This is a genomic window from Methyloceanibacter sp., assembly GCF_050728395.1.
GTDB lineage: Bacteria > Pseudomonadota > Alphaproteobacteria > Rhizobiales > Methyloligellaceae > Methyloceanibacter.
In genome coordinates this window covers 1-19,953 of sequence record NZ_JBOHJB010000055.1, presented here as the reverse complement: position 1 = coordinate 19,953, position 19,953 = coordinate 1, and the positions used below count along the sequence as shown (strand labels likewise).

Genomic DNA, 19,953 nt, shown 5'->3' with positions numbered 1-19,953 from the left:
CCGGCGGCCCCTGCCAGGAGAGAGCATGCTTGCCCCCTTGCACGAAGTCTCTCGCGACCCTTTCCGCGTCGCGCAAGTCGATCTCGGCGCCGGCCGATCCCGCCGCGCCAAAGGCAAGCCGCGCGAATTGGAGCTTGGCCGAGGCCTGGCGTGCGCTCTTGCGGATGAGGTCCATGGTCTGCTCGCGCATCGACTCGTCCTGCTCCTCGTCGAGCATTTCGAGGCCGTTGGCAATGGCGCCAACCGGACTGATCACATCGTGGCAGATGCGGCTTGAGATCAGCGCCGCAAGCTCGAGATCGCCGATCATGGCCTCTTCGCTCATCGTCTTCCCCCGAAACAAAATTGGCCCCTCGCCGAAAAATGACGCGGGGTCCCCATGCCAAATCTGCTAGATCGAGGCGGCGCGGCCCGTTGCTCGTTCCGCATCGATGCGCTTAACGAAACGAATCAATACATCAAGAAAGCATCTTGCCTTGTCAGCCCCAAGACACACAACTCAAGAACGACACACACCTCAAGGACGACGGGCCAACGATTTCGACGTGGCCCTTGCCGCTACGCTTCTGACCGACGCCGCTGTCAGGGCCGGCGCCGCCATCATGCGGTACTATCGCGAGGGCACCAAGGTCGAGCTGAAAGCCGACCAGAGCCCTATCACCCAAGCCGACAAGGCGTCGGAGGCGATCGTGCTTGAAGCCCTGCATCGGCTCGCCCCGGACGTTCCCGTGGTGTCGGAGGAAATCGCCACTGATCGCACGGCACCGCTCGGCTCCCGCTTCTTCCTGGTCGATCCGCTCGACGGCACCAAGGAGTTCATCCAGAAGCGGTCGGATTTCACCGTCAACATTGCCCTGGTCGAGGATGGCATCGCTCGCTTCGGCCTGGTCTATGCTCCCGCACGATCGCTGCTCGCCACGACGCCCGCTTCAGGCAAAGCGATCGAGGTGACGGTCGAGCCGAGCGAACGTGGCGCCGACCTCGCCGCCCTCGATTGCCGGACCTTGCATGTGCGCACGCCCTCCCCCGATGGTCTGGTCGCCGTGGTCAGCCGCTCCCATCTCGATCCTGCCACCGAGTCCTTCCTCGCCAAGCTCAAGATCGCGGGCAGGTCCGACGCAGGGTCCGCGCTGAAGTTTCTTGAAGTCGCGAGGGGGCTGGCCGACGTCTATCCGCGCTTTGGGCCAACCATGGAGTGGGACACGGCAGCCGGCCACGCAGTTTTGGTGGCCGCCGGCGGCACCGTGGTCGATGCCGAGGGAAAGCCGCTCCGCTACGGTAAGACCGAGACGGGCCTGCTCAATCCGGGCTTTGTCGCCTGGGGCCAAAAGGCCGCGGTAGCCTGAGGGCCGGCTGGCCACTGTTTAGTAACAGTTTAAGCAAATCATGGCGAACGGGAACCGGACCCGCGCGTTGGGTCCGGACATGGCTTCGAAAGCCAACGGGGATTTGCCATGATCAGACTGTCGGCAGCCGCGCTCGCCGCGATTCTGCTCCTTTCCGCCGCTGCCTGGGCTGGGGAAACCATGCCACGAGGCGGGATCAAGCTTGCCCAGGCCGACGACCAGCCCATGGTCATCACACCGCAGCCGCGCGGGGAGCAGTTGCCGCCACCACAGGGCGATCCGGGTGGCCCCGGCGTCCCCTATGAGCCCGCTCCGGGCGCGTCGGCTCCGCTACCGGGCGATCCGGCCACTGTTCCGCCGCCGCCCAATGGCCGCGGCACCTTTTCCGCCGAGGAGATCAAGGACGCCGGCCACCGCTTCTTCGGCTCGGTGTCCATGGGGCTTGCAAAAGCGATCGAATACACCTTCCAGCGCGCCGGTAGGCCGAACGGCTACATTCTCGGCGAGGAGGCCGGGGGAGCCATCATTGCCGGGCTTCGCTATGGCGAAGGCACGCTCTACACCAAGGATGCGGGCGAGCATCACCTTTATTGGCAAGGTCCCTCGGTCGGCTACGATCTCGGCGCCGAGGGCTCTAAGACCATGGTCCTCGTCTATAATCTGCGTGCCCCTGGGGAGATTTACAGCGCTTTTGCAGGCGTTGACGGCTCGGCCTATCTCGTCGGCGGCGTCGGGGTCACATTCCTGGCCGACAGCCACGTTATTCTTGCCCCGATCCGGTCTGGCCTCGGATTGCGGCTTGGCGCCAATATCGGGTACCTGAAATATACCCGAGAGCCGACCTGGAATCCGTTCTAGATTGGCGCTAAGGAAGTCTTAACCAGGGCCGCGCGGCACACGCCCTGCCCTTTTGAGCGCCGGCCGATGGCCCGCCTCGCTACTTCCCGCGCCTTTCGGCGTGACCCTTAGGAGCGCAGGTTCCGATGATCGACATTGGCATGTATGTGGCGCTCGGATTTCTGCTTGCGAGCCTGCTTGCGCTGATGGTCGCCCCTGCTTTCTGGAAACGTGCCGTACGTCTTACCGCGCGGCGGATCGAGATGACGTTGCCGATGTCGGCCGCCGATATCCAGGCCGACAAGGATCAGCTGCGCGCCGAGTTTGCCATCGAGCTTCGCCGGGTCGAGGTGGCGTTGGAAAAGGCGAAGGACAAGGCGGCACGCGAATTGGTCGAAGCCAATAAGCGCCGGGTCGAGATCTCGGAGATCAACGCCGAGCTTGAGGGCATCAAAGGGCGCCTGAACGAGAAGGAAAACGCCAACCGGGTGCTCGAGCAGACCATCCGGCGCCGGTTGCCGGAGCTCGAAGGCAGGCTCAAAGCCGCGAAGGAAGCGATGGCCGAGCTCGAGGCGGCTAATACCGAGCTTCGCAACACGGCTGGCGCCCAGGCCGAAGCCCTGAAGCTTGCGCGCTCGACGCTCAACTCCCAGCGTGGCGACATCGATCAATTGCGCGGCGCGTTGGAAGGCGAGGCGGTTTCGTCCCGCCGTTCGGCGAAGTCCGATGCGACACTCGCCAAGGAAAACCGGCGGCTGAGCGCCGAGCTGTCCAAGCTCAAGCAGGAACTCGCCGACGGACGGATCGGCGGCAACGAAAACGGTCTTTTGCGCGACGAGCTCGGCAAGCTCGCGAGCCAGGTCCTCGCCGTGGCCAAGGCACAAGGCACAAGGCTGCCTGACTTCGTGCCACCCTCGGCCCCGCCTCCTGCCTTCGAACACGGCGGGCGCGAGCCTCATTTTGGGCCCGAGACGGCCTTCGCCGGCAAGAATGGAGGCGATGCCCGCGACGAGCCTCCACCTCCCGCGCCGCTTGCCGCGGGGCGGCCGCGTGAGCCCTTGGAGGCACGTTCCGTGGAGGATGCGAGCCACGAGGAGGCCGAAGCCGAGCCCGAGGCGACAGGATCGCTTGCCAAGCTTCTGTCCGCCCGCAAGGCGCGGCGCCGCGGCGCAAGAGGGCGCCGGACCGGAAGTTTGAGCGAGCGCTTGAAGAACCTGTCCGCTGAATCGCCGGACAGCTGAACCGCCGCTCACGCGTCCACTTGCAACAATTCCCTTGAGCCGTTTTCGAGCCTGAGCGCCGTCAGCCGGTCGGTGAAGACTGCGCCCGTGTCGATGCCGATCCGGTTGGCGCGGATCTCAGGTGCCGGGGTCGGCGTGTGGCCATGCACCACGATCTTTCCGAAATCCTGGTCTGACTTGAGGAACGGCCCGCGGATCCAGACGAGGTCCATTGGGTCCTGCGCTTCGAGCGGCACCCCCGGCCTCACGCCGGCATGGACGAACAGATAGTCGCCGAACGACACGGCAAGCTCGAGGGTATCGAAGAAATAGCGATGCGCCTCGGGGAGAGAGGCGAGGAACGCTCGGCGCCAAGCCTCCGGCGGGGCGCTTTTGCGGATCAGCGCGGCGACATCAACGTCATAGGAGCGGAAGGTGGCATCGGCGCCGTTGGCGAGCCATTGGGCGAGAAAGGACGGGTCCTCGAGGAAATCGAGCATGATCGCCTCGTGATTGCCCTTGAGAAAATGCGCCTCGAACCCTCCCGGCAGCCCGGCGAGCAGCAGATCGACCACCTGTTTGCTCTCCGGCCCTCGGTCGATGTAGTCGCCAAGGAACACAAGCGTCTGCCGCTCTGCCTCTCCCCTTCGCGTCACGTCGGACGCGATCTTGGCCAGCATCAACGCAAGCAGATCAGCCCTGCCGTGAATGTCGCCTACGGCATAAACGAGCTGGCCTTGCGGCAAGGATGGATGATCCAAGGTGGGCAAACCGATCGAGGAAGCGTGGTCCACCGGCCATCCTACCCTAGGCCGCCGGCGCAAGGCGCGCTCAATCCTCACGCGTTCCGGGCCGCGCTCAGGATCTCATGATACAGCTTGGCGGGGAACCCGAAGACCGTGCTCACGCATTTCGCCTTGAGCCCGATGAACAGCACCATCTCGCCATTGCGCAATTGGTCATCCTCGGTGATGACGTAAAGCTCATCGGCGTCGAGCGGCGGCAGGCCCTTGAGATCGCGGGCTTGGTCCTCGAAGGTTTTGAGATCGCCGCCGGCGAGATAATCGTATTTGGCGTGGACCTGCTTGATCGCGGCAAGGATCGTGCTGAGAGGCTTGCAGATGACCGGCGGCGACACCGGCCCATCGTTGCTGTAATAGGTCGTGCCGTGTTCCTGGACGAGGGGGCCGAGCTTCTTGGAAGCGCCCTGCAATCCGGCCAGCCCGATCAGCGAGGCGCCAAGTAGGGCGCCGGCCGCGATCTTGAGCCAGACGGGCATTATGACATCCTCCCGCCGGGGGAGCCTAGACCAGGAGCCGCCGCATTCCAGCAGCGATGCATGTCAAGCGGGCGTCCTTTTGCCGGAGACGCCAAGGCTCGGACTCGCCCTCGGAGTCAAATATTGCGCCCCGGGCGGGGCCCCTGGCAACATCAATCAGACCTCTGGCAGAGGCTGTACGGGCGCTTTCCCAAGGCGTCGCGGGCAGCGAGCCGCACAACCTCGCCCGCGTGCCGGCGCCCTCTTCAACGCTCGAATTCGTTAGATCGCGGTATCGACTTCGCACACCACCGTATCGCGGTGTCCGCAGTCGGGCAGCTTCCAGGCGATGATGTCCTCGCTCCCGTCATCGTTCTTGCGCACGATGGGAACCGGGCATGCCACGCGCCAGAAGCGGTAGGACGACGACTGGTGCGATGCGTCCCATTGGGGACCGAGCATCATGGCCGAGCGCTGGCAGCGCTGCTCGTTGAAGGGCTGAGAATCGGCGCCGCCATCCACGGCGCGATCGTACATCTGCACCTCTTCGCGGCGGCAGACCATCATGGCGTGCTCCGTCGCCCACTCGCGATTCTCAGCCTTGGTGTATTCGGCGTTTTGGTCGGGAGGTTCGCCGACGACGGTCTTACAGACGATCAGGACGACTGCCGCCGGCATCGGGACCATGTGCGGGGGAATCGGGGATTGCGCCACAACTTGGAGAGGGAAGAGCAAGCCCGCCATCACAGACAGGGTGAGCTTCGTCGGCATTGTCGTGTCCTCTAATAGAGTCGCCTGATCAGCACCTCCTCCCGAAAGGCGTAACTCCCTTGCCACGGCATTTTGGTTATTTCTCCTTGCTGCCGCTTGCTATGTTGCAACGCAAAAAAAGCGATTGGGTTGCAGGCGTTGCGCCGACGCAGCATGCTGCCGAAAAGGCCGGCATCCGAACGGCCAATGGCCTAAAAAATCTTACTTTTTTCGCCATACCAAGCCTGCTTCCTACACTGCTCTCAGGACCGCTTCCGTTGAACTAGCCCTTCGCAATTGCAATGCTGCACTGCAAAATAGTAGCATGCAAGCGCTATTTTGGCCGCAGCTTCAGGAACACTAGGGCAGCGAAGCTGCGCGGCAACAGAAGCCAGATATTTGCCACTGCCCGCGGCAATTTTTGCCGGAATTGCCCAAATCGAGAGCAAGAGCTTGCAGGATTTCTCGGGGAAATTCCCAACGATGCAGAGCGATATCCACAACTCTGGCAAGCTCACCGCTCTTCTACGCGCACTTTACGCGATGAAACGAGGCGGAGAGCGCCTCTGCTCTTGACGCCGAGACCTGACTGAGCAGCCTTGATCGCTCCATTCTTTGCGCCTGTTCCAAGGGAGAAGCCCGCGATGGAACCCCTCATAGCCGGACCACTTAACGCTCAATGCGGAAAATGCCTGTACTGGGAGCAGAACGAGAACGTGGCCACCATGGGAGAGTGCAGACGCTACCCCCCGCAGGTGGTCATGGTCCGCGACGGCGAAGATGCCCAGAATACGGCGAGCTCGGAATGGCCGCTGACGCTCGCCGCGGCATGGTGCGGTGAATGGATCGACCAGAAGTACCGCGCGCCGCAGGCCGCCGGGGACTGAGCGCTCTGTGGCAACTTGGGCACAGCGCCCTCAGATTCTCCGCTCGCGGAGGAAATCGAGTCGCTCTTTGATTGTGACGGGGGAACCGCACTACTAGACTCTTGGTTTCGATGAGGGAATTGGCTCGTCGTGCGCCGCGCATTGGGGGACAGCGTATGCGGCCTTCGGCTCACACCTCACAGGCTTGGCTCTGGCCGGTTCTCGCGGCTCTCATCGCTCTTCCCACGTCCCCCGCCCTCGCCGGCGGCTTTGAGGTTCAACAATCCGCCTACTTCCAAGGCATGTCGTTTGCGGGCGCCGCGGCCGGCGGACTGAGCCTCGCGTCGATCTCCTGGAACCCGGCAGCCTCCGCCTTTGCCGGCTGGGGCCTGTCCTCCGAGTCGAGCTATGCCGGGGTCTTTCCCGAAGCGAACCTCACCGTGCTCAATCCCGACGTTCAACTTCCACCGCCAGGGGCCGACAAGGTCGATGTCGGCAGGAATTCTCTCGTCGCCGCGAGCTTCTATGCCTTGCGGGCGAGCGCCCGGACGGTCCTCGGTCTCAGCATCACGGCGCCTTTCGGCCTCGTGACCAAGCCCGATGATGTGAACTGGGCCGGCAAATACGAAGCCGTAACCAGCAAGATTTTCACCATCAACGCCACGCCCTCCATCTCCTACGAGGTGGTCCCGGGCCTATCGCTTGGGATCGGCGTGCAGTTTCAATATTTCGATCTGCTTGAGCTGCGCGCCGCGACGCCAGCCGGGGGATCGAACATTGATGGCGACAACATCGGGACCGGCGTAGTGGCCGGCGTCAACTTCAGCCCCAATCCGGGAACGTCCCTCGGGCTTGGCTTCCGCTCGTCGATCGATCACAATTTGAGGGGGAATTTCCGACTTCGCTTCAATCCCGACACGGCAAAGCTTGTCGGACTGCGTGTGTTCGAGACGCCGGCCGAGGCCGAAATCGACCTGCCCGACAAGCTCACCTTCAGTTTTCGGCAGTCCGTGTCGCCGCGAGCACGTTTGCTTGGAACGGTCGATTGGGCCAACTGGAGCAGGCTTGGCGTGGTTCCCATTCGCTTGGGCGGGCCCTTTCCGCCGCTCGAGGCGGGTGAGCCTGTGGCCAACATCGTATTCAACTGGCGCGACGGCTGGATGTTCGCCCTCGGCGGCGAATTCGACTGGTCGCCCCGCCTGACCCTGCGGACCGGCGTCTCCTACGAAATTTCGCCGGTGGATGGCCCAACGACACGGCTGGTGCAGGTTCCCGACAGCAATCACACCTGGGTGAGTGGCGGGCTCACCTACCGGCTGGGAGAAAACAGCTCTCTCGACTTTGCCTACAGCCACGGATTCTTTGAAGACGATGCACCCTTCGAGCGCCTGCCCGCTGCGGTCCAGCTGCAGAACGTTCCGCCCTTGATTGGCGAGGCGAATGTCAGCGCCGACATCGTTTCGGTCGGCTGGAGATGGCGTTGGGGCGGAGCCCCTCCTGCGCCCGAGGCGCTGAAATAGGGGTCGCCTCTGAACGCCGCCCTCACAGCAGCCTGATCTGCCAATAGTCCTCTGAGCTAAAAACTGACCGGATCATCGCGCCGATCGGGGGCGTTTCGAACCGGTTGAGGTCGTCATACATATCGGTCTTGGCCGAGAACATGCCGTCCGGATCGAGCTTGCTGCGCACCGCTTCGAAGGCCGCAAGTCCGGTGTAGGTCTCCTTATACTTCGGCGATGTGAGGTAACGATACTTGCCCCAATGGGGACGGCCGTGGTGCTCAATGAATATGTTCTCAATCGCCTCGGCGATGGGAATCTGCCGGCGGTGCTGCACCGACCCAAGCACATAGATGCCGACATAGGCCGTGTCGCGGTCGGCGTTCATGCCGATCAGGGTTGCATCGCTCTTTGGCGCAAACCGGACATTGATCCGCGGATAATTGAGGTAGCTGCCCTTGACGCGAAACTCGGTAAGCTTGGTCCGCATTTTTGTCAGCAGCTCGGGAAGACATTCCACGTCGAACGCGTATTCCACATTCAGGATCATGCGCAGCCGGTGGTTCTCAGTCGGCTCGCGATAGAGGTCGTAGAGAAAAACCCGGTAGGAATTGTCGATCACCCCCTGGTCTTCGAAAAATGATTCCTGGACCAAACGGCAATAGCGCATGCCGTAGCATTTCGGCAGGAGCTGGTAGAGGTGACTTGAGAAGAAGGACCCGACGTCTTCGAGGCGAAGGCAAAGCATGCTCTTCTTCATGTAGGAGTGTTCGAGATTGAGCGCCGCCTGATTGCGTGGACGTAACGGCAGCCGGGTCAACACCCGGAGATCCGCCATGTCGAAATCGGGGATCCACAGCATGTTGACGTATTCCTGCGCGCGCGCCGTGCTTAGGATTTGCCGGAAAGCCGCGCGGCAGGGAAGCCGCGTGATCGCGCAATTGAGCGAAAATGCCGGGCCGAGTTGCAGCTTGACCTTGGTCAGGATGCCGAGCCGCCCGAGATGACAGCGCATCGCTTTCATGTCGTCGTCATCGCCGGAAAATTTTCTCAAGGTGCCGTTGGCGAACACCGCCTCCACTTCGAGAACCATGTCGGAAAGCGAGCCATGGCTCAGGCTGCTGCCATGGGTCGACGTTGCGATCGCGCCGGCGATCGATTGGCCGTACCACGATCCGAGGGAGGGAAAGTGCAGCCCCTTGTTGGCGCAAGCGACGATCGCATCGCCAAGCGCCATGCCCGCCTCGACTTCCACTGTGTAGTTTTGCGGATCGATCGACACGATCCGATTCAATTTGCAGAGACTGACAAGAACACCGTCGGTCTTGAAGATGTTGTTCATCGAGTGGCCGCCCCCGACCACTTTGATTTTTTGGCCGTCGGCGCGCGCCTGGTTGACGATGGCCATTATGGCTTCGACGCTTTCCGGCCGCTCGACCCGCGCCGGCCTGAAGCTGACATTCCTCCACTCGTTTACGAAAGGTTTTGTCATCGCCAATGCCCCCCGTTCCGGGATCGACCTGAACAATCGCGAGGTCGCAATCCCCTGAAGGCGTAGAGAGCCTCTTGGGCCGTCGCAGCGTTGCAACTCGTATCGTGCTATATTCGCATAGTGCCGGGTAAAGAGCGATGATGTTTAGAAATCTCGCACTTGTGTCGCTAGCCGTTTTTGCCAACGCCGCCGTCGAGGCGGCCGAGCCGCAGCTCGAGTTCGACTATGGAAAATCTCGCCAGGCATTCAGGGACGTGGCGAATGAGATTGTTTCAAGCCAACGTTATGGCAGCGCGGAGATTGGTCCCCGCCTGGAACCGCTGAAGGTCGAATACCCTGGTGGCCAAAACGATGATCTCACCATGGACGCATTGGTCATCCCGGCGACAAAGAAAAAATCCCTGGTGATCCAAATCAATTCGGGCGCTCACGGTCTCGAAACGCCGACCGGCAGCTATATGGAACAGCGCTTCCTCAGCAAGTGCCTGCCGAGCCTGCCCAAAGAGTTGCTCGAGGAAACGACGTTCGTCGTGACGCACTCGCTCAACCCATGGGGCTTCAAGAATGGGAGCCGGTTCAACGGCAACAACGTGGACCTCAACCGCAACTGCGGAGGCGCCAGAGTCGGCGGAGAGTTCGACGTCTGCGAAGGAGGCAAACCCAACAAAGAATACGGCGCGATGAAGTGGCTGTTTGATTGGCTGGTCCAACGCGATGCACCTGTAAGCCTCACGTGGTGCAAGATCGGAGTGTCGGCTGTAGCGATCTACAATGGGGGATTTCATGCGCAAAGCTTCGGGGAGAAGGCCCTCAGGGGTCAGACCGACGACCCTAACGGCATCTACTTCGCAGGACGAGAACTGCAACCCGAGTGCAAGCTCTATGAAGATTTTTCCAGGCAATTTTACCAGGGCGAAGGCGCGCACCGCCACTCGCTGACCATCACCTGGCACACCGGCTACGGCTCCTCCGGGCACCTCCAACTCATGGGAGATTCAACGGATCAAGACAGCAAGCGATTGGTCAGCCTACTGAGTGATCAGGTCTTCACGCCGGGCGAGATGCAGCATCTCGATCTCGACCCGAGCTTTAAGACCTGCAATGACGAAAACGTCTGGCTGCGCCACGTCGAACCCGACCGGCAGCCTCAGGCCGGCTCGGGAACAAATAGCTACCTGACGGCCGAGGTCGGCGCCGAAGGCGATACCGCCTCTATTTGCGCGGTCTTGATGGGCCAACAACTGACGCGCAACCAAGGGGGCACACCGCTTTTCAAGGGGGACGTTGCCCAAGAACTTAGGAAGCAGGCGTTCACCATCTTCAACCCGACCGACGAAAGCATCGATACAAAAGGGGGCAGTAAGACCTATCTTCAACTTCTGGATGAGCACGCCGACTATTCCTGCCGGGCGATCGAAAGGTACATGCGAGCCGTCATAGCCGAGCCAACTGGACAGTCCGACGACGGCAGCTCGGCCGCGCCAAGGTAAGCGATAACCGATTGCGCTAGCCGGGCCCCAGCCAAGCACGCGCGCGCGCTGAAGATGGTGGGTCCAGGGTAATATCAATGATGCCCTTGAGATTGATTTCGTGATTAAATTGCAACGCGTCTGCCTTAAGGAGCGAGGGCGATACGTACCACCTGCGCGTCGTGAGGCAGGAGGCGTGGCGTGATGGGACTGGAATTGAAAGATCCCTCCTTCGGAGCAGAGCGTCGCCACCTCACCGTGATGTTCTGCGACTTGGTGGGGTCGTCTGCGCTTTCAGCCCAGCTTGATCCCGAAGATTTCCGCGAGATTATCGGTGCCTATCAGAAGACCTGTGCCGCGGTCGTCGACCGCTTTGGCGGGTATCTCGCCCGGTATGTCGGCGACGGCGTTCTCGTCTATTTCGGCTACCCTGAGTCGCACGAGGATGACGCCGAGCGAGCCATCCGCGCTGCCTTCGGCATCATCGAGGCTCTGCCCGAGATCAACGATTCGCTCAGCCACGACCAACGCGTCAGCCTGGCGGTGCGGATCGGCGTGGCAAGCGGCCTGGTCGTCGCCGGAGATATCGCAGGAGCCGGAGCCACCGAACAGCACGCTGTCGTCGGTCAGACCCCAAATCTTGCTGCGCGGCTGCAAAGTCTGGCGGAGCCCAATTCGGTTTTGATTACCTCCCAGACGCGGCTGCTGTTGGGCGAGCGATTCGAGTGCGAGAATCTCGGTCCTCACCAATTCAAGGGATTTTCCGAGCCCACGATCGCCTGGCGCGTCGTCCAACCCTTGGAGGGCCTGACGCGTTTCGAGGCGACGCACCGCCGAGGATCCATTCCCCTTGTGGACCGGGAAGAAGAGACCAAGAGTCTCTTGGAATGCTGGCATCGTGCGAAAGCGGGCAAAGGACAATCGGTTCTGCTCGCGGGCGAAGCAGGCATCGGCAAGTCGCGCCTTGCCGAGTCGTTCAGTGAGCGCTTGACCAGCGAGCCGCACATACAATTGCGGTACCAGTGCCACTCCTTCTGCCAGAGCAGCGCCTTCCACCCGATCATCAACGAGATCGAACGCGCCGCCCGGCACCGCCGCGAGGACACGGCCGAACAAAAGCTCGCGAAGCTGCAGCGCCTATTGGCAAGCTCTAACGGCGAGGCCCAGGACGCTCTCCCGCTGTTTGCCGCGCTGCTGTCGATACCCGTGAACGGCCAATATCCGGCCCTGCATATCAGTCCGCGGCAGCAAAAGGAGCGAACCCTCGCCGCCTTGGCGGACCACTTCGTCGGACTTGCAAGTCGCCGGCCGGTGTTTGCGCTGGTCGAAGATATGCATTGGATGGATCCGAGCTCCCGCGAGGTGTTCGATCTGATTTGGGAACGCATCGGCACGGCCCGCATCCTGTTGCTGGTGACGACGCGCGAGCAGCATATTTCGCTCGCTTGGTCGAAAGCCGCGCATGCCTCGGCGATTGCCCTTGATCGGCTGGACCGTGACTACAGCGTGGCGATGGTCAAGCAGATGGCGAGAGGCAAGACGCTTCCGCCAATCATGCTGGAAGAAATCGTGCAAAGAACCGACGGGGTGCCCCTGCATGTCGAGGAGTTGACCAAATCGGTCCTCGGATCGGGCGCCTTGGACGAAAAGCAAGACCGCTCTCGCCGGACTGCGCGAGACGTCATGCTCGACCTGCCGGTTTCGCTGCGAGGCTCGTTGATGGCAAGGCTCGACCAGCTCGGCCCGGCAAAGCGCATCGCTCAGTACGGTGCCGTCATCGGCCGGGAATTCTCGCTTCGGCTGCTCGCTGAAGTTTCCGGTTTGACCCCGCAGGAGCTCAAGACCGGGCTCGAGAAATTGGTGCGTTCCGAGTTGATCTTTCAATACGGCTCGATGGCGGACCCGACCTATGTCTTCAAGCATGCCCTGGTGCAGGAGGCAGCGCATGACAGCCTCCTTCTCAAGCAGCGGCGCGAGTTGCACGCGCGAACCGCCAAAGCGCTGCAAGTTCACTTTCCCCAGATGCCGGAAACCCAGCCGGAATTGCTTGCCCATCACTATGCGCAGGCCGGCGACGTGCGGAACGCCATCATGTTTTGGATGAAGGCCGGGAAGCGCTCCATCGAAACCTGTGCCTTTGTCGAGGCGACCTCTCAATTTCGCAAGACGCTCGGCCTGCTGACCGGGCTGCCAAGCTCGCCTGAGCGTGACGAGCAGGAGCTCGACGTGCAGGTGGCGATCGGCGGCGCAATCACCGCCACGTCCGGCTATGCCGCGCCCGAGGCGGGTCAAGCCTTCGACCGGGCGCTGCAGCTTTGCCGCAAGCTCGATCGCCCGCAGAAACTCTTTGCCACCCTCTACGGCGTCGGCGGCTTCCATGTGATGCGCACCGAGCTCGACAAGACCAAGCAGATTGGCGAGGAAATTCTCGACCACGCCAAGACTTATGGCGACGTCACCGCCAAGCTGCTCGGTCTTCGCCTGCTCGGCGCCACGTCGTTCCTGCGCGGCGATCTGCTGCAAGCCCGCGACTATCTGCGCCAGGTGCTCGCGCTCTACGACGTCAAGACCCACCCTTTGATGATTCCGCTCAATTCCGAGGATTACCTAACCACCGGCCTCGCCTACCTCTCCATGGTCGACACCTTGCTCGGCGATTTGGACCAGGCCCTCGAAGCTAGCAACAAATCGCTCAACCATGCCCGGCAGCTCGGGCACCTCTACAGCTCTGCCTACGCCCTTTCGTTTTGCCAATTCGTGCATCAACTGCGCGGAGAATCGGCGGCCGTGCGGAAGCTAACGGTGGAATTGGTCGAGCTGTCGCGCGAGCAGGGCTATCCGCTGTTCCTCGCCAGCGCCCGCCACCTGCAGGGAGCGGCCATGGTCGACGACGGCGAAGTCGTCGAGGGCCTCAACATCCTTCAGAACGGCACCGCCGAGTATGTGTCCCTCGGCATCTCGACCTATGTCCCCTATGGGCTAGGCTCTCTGGCGAACGCACTCGGAAAGGCGGGCATGGTCGATGCGGCGATCGGAACCATCATCCAGGCCATCGCCATGGCCGACAAGTCTGGCGAGCAATGGAGCAAGGCCGAATTGATCCGTCAGCAGGGCGAGCTGATCTTGCTGGCAGGAGGCGAGCCGGCAGCGGCCAAAGCCGAAGGGCTTTTCCAACAGGCAATGTCGGTTGCGCAAGCTCAAGGCGCGGTGTTGTGGGAGCTTCGCGCGGCGGTGTCGCTTGCGAAACTATGGCGCGACATGAAGCGCACCGATGAGGCGCGCACGCTGCTCGCGCCGGTTCTTGACAGGTTCACCGAAGGCCTGGACACGCCGCATTTGACCGAAGCGAGGCAATTGCTCTCGACGCTCCAGTAGCCGCCGCTGCCGGAGGCAGACTTCGAAACGACGTGAAAAAGGGGTGCGGGATGCCACTCCAACGGCTCCAGCGGTTCTTTGGCCGGCTGTGGGGCAACGTGGTCGATGCGGTCACGGTGCTCTGGATCACGCGAGTGAGCGTGATCAGTGTGCTTATCGGGGCGGTCCTTTTCGTCGCGATCCCGCCGGTCCGCGATACCTTTCTCGAGATGCGCGGCGCTAACCCGTTTTCATTCGACAATCTTATTCGATGGATCGCTTTCTTCACCTCGGCGATTCTGTTCTGGGCGTTGCCCGTGCATTACGCCGCCCGGCGCAATGTGCAGCACGATCCGTTTTTCGCCGACAGTGCCGAGCGAGAGAGCGAACGGCAAACGGGTGTCGACTGGTGGGGACTGTGGATCCCGCGCTTGCTCGGGGCCGCGTGCCTCGCCTTGATCGCCGCCGGCGCGCTTCTTGCCCGGAATGTGCTTCGTGTCACGCCCCAAGGCAGAGGCGCAGAAGTGCCCGGCTCGGCGGCGCAATTGTACGATTACGTCGACGATCAGGCCTATGCAATCGCTGCCATTGCCGGCGTCTTGTGCATCGCCATTTGGATCTTCCTTATGCGGCGCCGTACCCTCTTCTTCGGAACCAGTCAGCATGTCGGGACCATGCTGCTCGCGGCGCTCCTCGCCGTTTTCGTTGTCCTCTTCTTTATTCCTGTCGGATCGCTTGGGCTCGCTCGCGCGCCGCTCATTCCTTTGCTCATTGGCGGATGGATTCCGCTGCTTGCCTTGCTCGCATATTACGGCCGGATGCGCCGCGCGCCGTTGATTCTTCTGCTGTTTCTTGTCCTCGAGCTCCTGACCTTTGCCGGCAACAATCATGACGTTCGCATGCTGTGGGCATCGCCCGATGGCTCACCTGCGCGAAGTGAGCCCGCCGCGACCGGACGTTTTCATCGCCCCTCGCTCACTCAGGCGATCGCCGATTGGAGGAGCGTCAACTGTCCTCAAGGCAACTGTCCGAGACCGATCTTGGTCGCTGCGTCGGGCGGGGCAAGCCGGGCCGGATTTTTCACCGCGGCCACGCTCGGGGAGCTTCTCGACAGAACACGGCAAGATCCCCGGCTCAACGACTTTCAGAACCAGCTCTTCGCCATCTCATCGGTATCGGGCAGCTCGACCGGCGCCGCCTTCTTTGCCGCTGCCTTGCGCGAGTCGCATGACGGATCCAATCCGTGCCGTGACGCCGACAGCTCGCGCCTCGTCTATTTCAACGATCGCCCCACGAGTTGGCGCCACTGCATGGAACAGCTCCTTGCCGGCGATTTCATCTCCTCGACCCTCATGGCCTATGTCTACAAAGATGCGATTCGCGGCGCTGCGGCAATTGCCGCAAAGCTCGGCTTTCGCATTCCGGACCGTGCCGGCGTGTTGGAGAGCTCTTGGGAGCAGCAGTTCTGCCGTCAGGCCAAAGCGCCGGATTGCGACACGACCGAGTTCAGGGGATTGGAAGCGCCATTTCTCGAGGTCGCCGGCCCGACGGCGTCAGATCGAGCCGAGATGAAATGGTTTCCGCTTCTCTTTTTCAACAGCACCGACGTGGACACCGGGCGGCGCATCGTCGTCTCACCCGTCGCTTCCCACGTCCAATTGGACGATCAGCCAGAAGCCCGTATTTTCGCCGATGCATACGATTTTCACGATCTCCTCGCCGACACGCCAACCTCCGAGAAAGGCCGGAAGCTGGAGGAGCAATCGGCTCAATTCGAAGGGACACTGGACCGGGATATCTCTCTGTCCACCGCGGCATTGCTCAGCGCCAGGTTTCCGATCATCTCGCCTCCCGGTGTTGTCCTCAACCGCAAGGGCAAGGTCGTCGCTCGCATTGTCGATGGCGGTTATTTCGAGAATTTCGGCGCTGCCACCGCGCAAGAGATCGCCCAACAATTGCAGCAGGCGGGACTTCGTCCCTTCATCATCGAGATCACCAACGACCCGGAGTTACTGGTCGCTCACCGCATCGAGAAGCCGGCGACCGCCGCGGACGACCCGAAGCTCTGCAAAGTCGACGACGTTGATCCCCTGTGTGAGGAGGACCCGCCGATCAACGATGCCGAGAACACCTATTGGTTTTCGGATATTCGTGGGCCGCTGAGCAGTGTCTTCAGCAGCCGCAACGCCCATGGCGGCCAAGCGCTCAGGAGTCTCTCCAGCTTCAATGGCGCCGGAACAGGTTTCTGCCCGTCAAGAAGAGACGGGCCGGGCCCCAACAAGCCGGTCAGCTTCGTGCATATCGTGGTTCACCCCCAATACCGTCTGTCGATGGACGGCGAAACCTGCAAACCGGTTGAAGTGCCGCTGAACTGGTGGCTGTCCAAGCCGGTTCAGCTCTATCTCGATGACCAGATCACGCAGAACAAGGATGCAATCGGTGAAGTGGTCAAAGTTCTCGAGAAAAAGGCAAACGTCGCGAGCACTCGGTAACCACCAGCCCAGAACCCCGCCGGCCTCATGAGCGCGGGGGAAAGGCCTGCACGATCGGCGCGAGCACGCGAGCCGGGTCCCATGCGCTTCCCGGCGTGAGCCCAAGCCGGACGATGACGAGATCGCGCGACGGCACGATCGATACGATCTGGCCGTCATGACCCAACATGTAATAAGAGTCCTCCGGAAATGGCGGCTCTCCCAGATCTGGCGAGTCGCCGGTCGCCCCCGAGTCAAGCTTCAGCCACACCTGCGCACCATAGCGCGCGTCTGGGGCGTGTGGCGCCGGAGTCAGGCTGTACTTAACCCAACCTTCGGGCAGCAAACGCTTGCCCTGCCACATCCCGTCGCGCAGATATAACAGGCCAAGCCGCGCCCAATCGCGTGCCGAGGCGTAAAGGTAGGATGAGCCGACGAAGATTCCCGCGGCGTCCGGCTCAAAAACCGCGCTGGACATGCCGATCGGCACGAACAACCGTTCGCGCGGGTAGCGCAGATAGTCCTGCTCGTCGGCAAACGACTGACGCAGAACGCGGGCGATAATGTTCGTGGTCCCGCTTGAATAGTCCCAGTACGTGCCCGGAGTGTGCTTGAGGCGCCTTGCCGCTGCGTACCCTGACTTGTCGCTCTCGCTGAGGAGCATCTGCCGCACATCGCTGTCCTCGGCGTCATAGTCCTCATTGAAGACAAGCCCGCTCGTCATGCGCAGAAGCTCATCGAGCGCAATTCCGCTCTTGACGCCGCCGGCGCGCCACTCGGGCTCGTCAAGCAGCGCCCGTTTGGCGATCGCAAGCTTGCCGTCCTGCACCCTTAGTCCTACCAGCGTGTTGGTTGCCGTCTTGGCCATGGACCAGCCGAGAAGGGGCATCTTGGCGTCGAAGCCGGCGCCATAGCATTCGGCAACGATGCGTCCGTCGTACACAACGACCAGAGCGCGCGTGCCTCGGGGGCGCTTTTCATCAGGCTCGGCGCAAGCGGCCTTCATCGCTGCTTCAAGCGCGGCCCGGTCGACGCCCGCGGGGATTGCCTCGAGGTCGACGCCCTCGCCGTCGGGCCAAAGCGCCTCGGGATTGGACGCAGGCGCGGGCGGGGGCAAACCCGCCGATTGCGAACGCAACGCATCTTCCGTCGTGTCAACGACGGTGCAGCCGAGACCATCGCGGAAAATGGCCGTCTGCGTCTCGATAAAGCAGGAAATGGTCACCCGCGTTCCGAGAAGGCAATAGGAGGCCTTAGCGCGTTTGCCGGCCAAGTCGACATTCCATTTGAAGTGCTCAAGAGGCTTATAGTCAGGACCGCTCAGATCCTCAGCCCTCACCGCCTCCGGGACGCGATGCGAGACGAACACACCGGAGCACAGAGTTTTTGCCAGGACTGTGGAGCCTACCTTTGCGGTGCGCAAATAAGGCTCTGCCATTTGGGAGAGGTAGGAAGCGGCGACCGCCAGAGTAGCGGCGGCCGCGACACCCACAACCGCCGCCAGTAGCCGGAGCCAAGGCTTAGGGAATGACGCGAGTCTCGCCGGCATAGGAGCAATCCTAATTCAGGCGGTCGCAGCAGCGGCTTCGATCCAAGAGAATGGCGCCCCGTAGGGGATTCGAACCCCTGTTACCGGCGTGAGAGGCCAGCGTCCTGGGCCACTAGACGAACGGGGCGTTCCGTTCCGGCCAAGCGAGCGAGAAGCTATAGCTTGGGCGCATGAAGGCGATCAAGGCTTATTGATGCGCGACCGCTTCGCTGCTTCAGCGCAGGGCTTCATTGATGCGCTACCGCTTCGCTGCTTGAGCGCTATTGCGGCTTGAGCCTGACATTGGCGACGACCTTGCCGCTTGCAAGATCGATGACGGCGATCTCAGGTCCGGCGGCGCCATTGAAATGCACGGCGAGCCGATTTCCGTCGAGCGACATCGCGGTAACCGCAGCGCCGGGCGGCACCGGCAGATCGATGGTCAAGCCTCCCTGCCCCGGCACCAATTGCCTGGCCGCCACGCTCCCATCTTGTGCCGGATGCGAGGCCTGATAGACAATGGCCGCGAGCACGAAGGCGAAACCACCGACGAGCAACACCCCCATCACGATGACCGCGATCTTGAGGATGCGCACCTGACGCGGCGTGAACACCGTGCCCGGTAAAGTGCTGCTAGTCTCCGGCTCGCTGACCACGGACATTGTTGAGCCTCATGCCTGTTTCGACCGAGCGCCTGACGGCGGAAGCCGATGAGAGCCACGCCGGCCTTAGGCTTGACCGCTTCCTGAGCGGCCGTTTCCCGGGCTTAAGCCGCACCCGCCTCCAGGCTTTGATCAAGCAAGGTCACGTGGCGCTCGGCCGCGCGACCATAGAGGACGTGAAATACCCGGTCAAACCGGGGGACCGCTTCAGGATCGACGTGCCGCCGGCGGTGAGCGCGAAGCCGGTGGGTCAGGCAATTCCGCTGAACGTGGTCTATGAGGACGACGCCATCATCGTGATCGACAAGCCTGCCGGCCTCGTCGTCCATCCCGGTGCCGGCAATTTCGACCGCACCCTGGTCAACGCGCTCATCGCCCATTGCGGGGCAAGCCTTTCAGGTATCGGCGGCGTGGCGCGTCCAGGCATCGTGCATCGCCTCGACAAGGACACGAGCGGCCTCTTGGTCGTGGCCAAGACCGACCAGGCCCATCGTGCCCTCTCCGAGCAGTTCGCCGATCATGGCCGTGAAGGATCGCTCGAGCGCGGCTATCTCGCCCTAGCCTGGGGCGCGCCGCCGCGTCCCCACGGCACCATCAAGGCGCCGATCGGCCGCCACAAGACGAGCCGCACCAAGATGGCGGTGGTGCCCGTAGCCAAAGGCGGGCGCGATGCCGTGACGCACTATCGGGTGCTCGCGACTTTCGGACGCGGGGGCGAGACCATCGCCTCGCTGCTCGAATGCCGTCTCGAGACCGGCCGCACCCACCAGGTGCGGGTGCATCTTGCCTCGATCGGCACGCCCTTGATCGGGGATCCGGTCTACGGAACCGGCTTCAAATCCAAGCTCCGTAAGCTTCCGCAAGCCGCGCAGGACAAGCTTGCAAGCTTCAAGCGCCAGGCGCTGCACGCCGCCGCACTAACGTTCGTGCATCCGCTGACCGGGACCTTACTGGAATTTAATAGTCCACTGCCCGATGATTTTGCCATGATGGTGGACGCCCTCAAGGAACTGTGAAGCTTCCCTGGTCTTTAATCCTTGAGGCAAACGTTCTATAGAGGGGCGCCGGGGGGCAATAAGGTGAAAAGATGCGGCCGGCGTTGGGCCGCGGGAGACGTGCTCTCATGGCCTCGCAGAGTCTACCGAGTGTCGGCGCGCATGGCGGGCTGACGCGCTACCTTGAAGAGATCCGGCAATTTCCC

General features: G+C 62.1%; 15 protein-coding genes, 1 tRNA gene and 1 pseudogene. 9 read left to right on the top strand and 8 right to left on the bottom strand.

All coding sequences use genetic code 11. The annotated features are described in order from the left end of the window. Positions 1-325: pseudogene (locus ACREC7_RS10955) on the bottom strand (histidine phosphotransferase); the annotation flags it as partial. 220 nt (positions 326-545) lie between these two features. On the opposite strand from ACREC7_RS10955, the gene cysQ reads away from it, so the two are divergent. The 3 genes from cysQ to ACREC7_RS10940 all read left to right on the top strand — a co-directional run bounded on the left by cysQ (position 546) and on the right by ACREC7_RS10940 (position 3,424). Then, on the top strand, positions 546-1,346 hold the full coding sequence (gene cysQ, locus ACREC7_RS10950; RefSeq protein WP_431555723.1) for a 3'(2'),5'-bisphosphate nucleotidase CysQ: 801 nt from the start codon (positions 546-548) through the stop codon (positions 1,344-1,346). Positions 1,347-1,454: 108 nt separating this feature from the next. Continuing rightward, positions 1,455-2,204 carry a DUF1134 domain-containing protein gene (locus tag ACREC7_RS10945; RefSeq protein ID WP_431555722.1) on the top strand — a complete coding sequence of 250 codons (750 nt, stop codon included), beginning with the start codon at positions 1,455-1,457 and terminating at the stop codon, positions 2,202-2,204. A 125-nt stretch (positions 2,205-2,329) separates the two neighbouring features. Further along, on the top strand, positions 2,330-3,424 hold the full coding sequence (locus tag ACREC7_RS10940) for a hypothetical protein (protein WP_431555721.1): 1,095 nt from the start codon (positions 2,330-2,332) through the stop codon (positions 3,422-3,424). A gap of 8 nt (positions 3,425-3,432) precedes the next feature. Here the strand turns inward: ACREC7_RS10940 and ACREC7_RS10935 are convergent, their stop codons facing one another. The 3 genes from ACREC7_RS10935 to ACREC7_RS10925 form a co-directional block, all read right to left on the bottom strand. Beyond that, positions 3,433-4,197, bottom strand: a complete 765-nt coding sequence (locus ACREC7_RS10935; protein ID WP_431555720.1) for a metallophosphoesterase family protein — start codon at positions 4,195-4,197, stop codon at positions 3,433-3,435. Positions 4,198-4,241: 44 nt separating this feature from the next. Next, a complete protein-coding gene (locus tag ACREC7_RS10930; RefSeq protein ID WP_431555719.1) occupies positions 4,242-4,682 on the bottom strand; it encodes a hypothetical protein in 441 nt (146 codons plus the stop codon). Positions 4,683-4,943: 261 nt separating this feature from the next. After that, positions 4,944-5,339 (bottom strand): hypothetical protein, encoded by a 396-nt coding sequence (locus ACREC7_RS10925; RefSeq protein ID WP_431555718.1) that lies wholly within the window; start codon positions 5,337-5,339, stop codon positions 4,944-4,946. 797 nt (positions 5,340-6,136) lie between these two features. Here ACREC7_RS10925 and ACREC7_RS10920 point away from each other — a divergent pair. After that, complete coding sequence (locus ACREC7_RS10920; RefSeq protein WP_431555717.1) at positions 6,137-6,298, top strand: hypothetical protein; 162 nt, start codon at positions 6,137-6,139, stop codon at positions 6,296-6,298. A gap of 155 nt (positions 6,299-6,453) precedes the next feature. Next, a complete protein-coding gene (locus ACREC7_RS10915) occupies positions 6,454-7,797 on the top strand; it encodes an OmpP1/FadL family transporter (protein ID WP_431555716.1) in 1,344 nt (447 codons plus the stop codon). A gap of 22 nt (positions 7,798-7,819) precedes the next feature. Here the strand turns inward: ACREC7_RS10915 and ACREC7_RS10910 are convergent, their stop codons facing one another. Further along, the gene (locus ACREC7_RS10910; protein WP_431555715.1) at positions 7,820-9,268 is read right to left on the bottom strand and encodes an FAD-binding protein; all 1,449 of its coding nucleotides are present in this window, start codon (positions 9,266-9,268) and stop codon (positions 7,820-7,822) included. Positions 9,269-9,408: 140 nt separating this feature from the next. Between ACREC7_RS10910 and ACREC7_RS10905 the strand changes: the two genes are divergently transcribed. The 3 genes from ACREC7_RS10905 to ACREC7_RS10895 all read left to right on the top strand — a co-directional run bounded on the left by ACREC7_RS10905 (position 9,409) and on the right by ACREC7_RS10895 (position 16,583). Beyond that, entirely contained in the window at positions 9,409-10,758 is a 1,350-nt protein-coding gene (locus tag ACREC7_RS10905; RefSeq protein ID WP_431555714.1) for a DUF2817 domain-containing protein, read from the top strand. A 183-nt stretch (positions 10,759-10,941) separates the two neighbouring features. Then, the gene (locus ACREC7_RS10900) at positions 10,942-14,112 is read left to right on the top strand and encodes an ATP-binding protein (protein WP_431555713.1); all 3,171 of its coding nucleotides are present in this window, start codon (positions 10,942-10,944) and stop codon (positions 14,110-14,112) included. Positions 14,113-14,162: 50 nt separating this feature from the next. Beyond that, positions 14,163-16,583, top strand: coding sequence for a hypothetical protein (locus tag ACREC7_RS10895; protein WP_431555712.1), 2,421 nt, complete (start codon positions 14,163-14,165; stop codon positions 16,581-16,583). A 25-nt stretch (positions 16,584-16,608) separates the two neighbouring features. Here ACREC7_RS10895 and ACREC7_RS10890 read toward each other — a convergent pair whose 3' ends face one another. The 3 genes from ACREC7_RS10890 to ACREC7_RS10880 all read right to left on the bottom strand — a co-directional run bounded on the left by ACREC7_RS10890 (position 16,609) and on the right by ACREC7_RS10880 (position 18,752). Continuing rightward, the gene (locus ACREC7_RS10890; RefSeq protein WP_431555711.1) at positions 16,609-18,111 is read right to left on the bottom strand and encodes a serine hydrolase domain-containing protein; all 1,503 of its coding nucleotides are present in this window, start codon (positions 18,109-18,111) and stop codon (positions 16,609-16,611) included. A gap of 51 nt (positions 18,112-18,162) precedes the next feature. Next, positions 18,163-18,238, bottom strand: a tRNA-Glu gene (locus ACREC7_RS10885). Positions 18,239-18,371: 133 nt separating this feature from the next. Next, on the bottom strand, positions 18,372-18,752 hold the full coding sequence (locus tag ACREC7_RS10880; protein WP_431555710.1) for a hypothetical protein: 381 nt from the start codon (positions 18,750-18,752) through the stop codon (positions 18,372-18,374). 11 nt (positions 18,753-18,763) lie between these two features. On the opposite strand from ACREC7_RS10880, the gene ACREC7_RS10875 reads away from it, so the two are divergent. Next, positions 18,764-19,768, top strand: a complete 1,005-nt coding sequence (locus ACREC7_RS10875; RefSeq protein ID WP_431555709.1) for an RluA family pseudouridine synthase — start codon at positions 18,764-18,766, stop codon at positions 19,766-19,768. Positions 19,769-19,953: the final 185 nt, after the last annotated feature.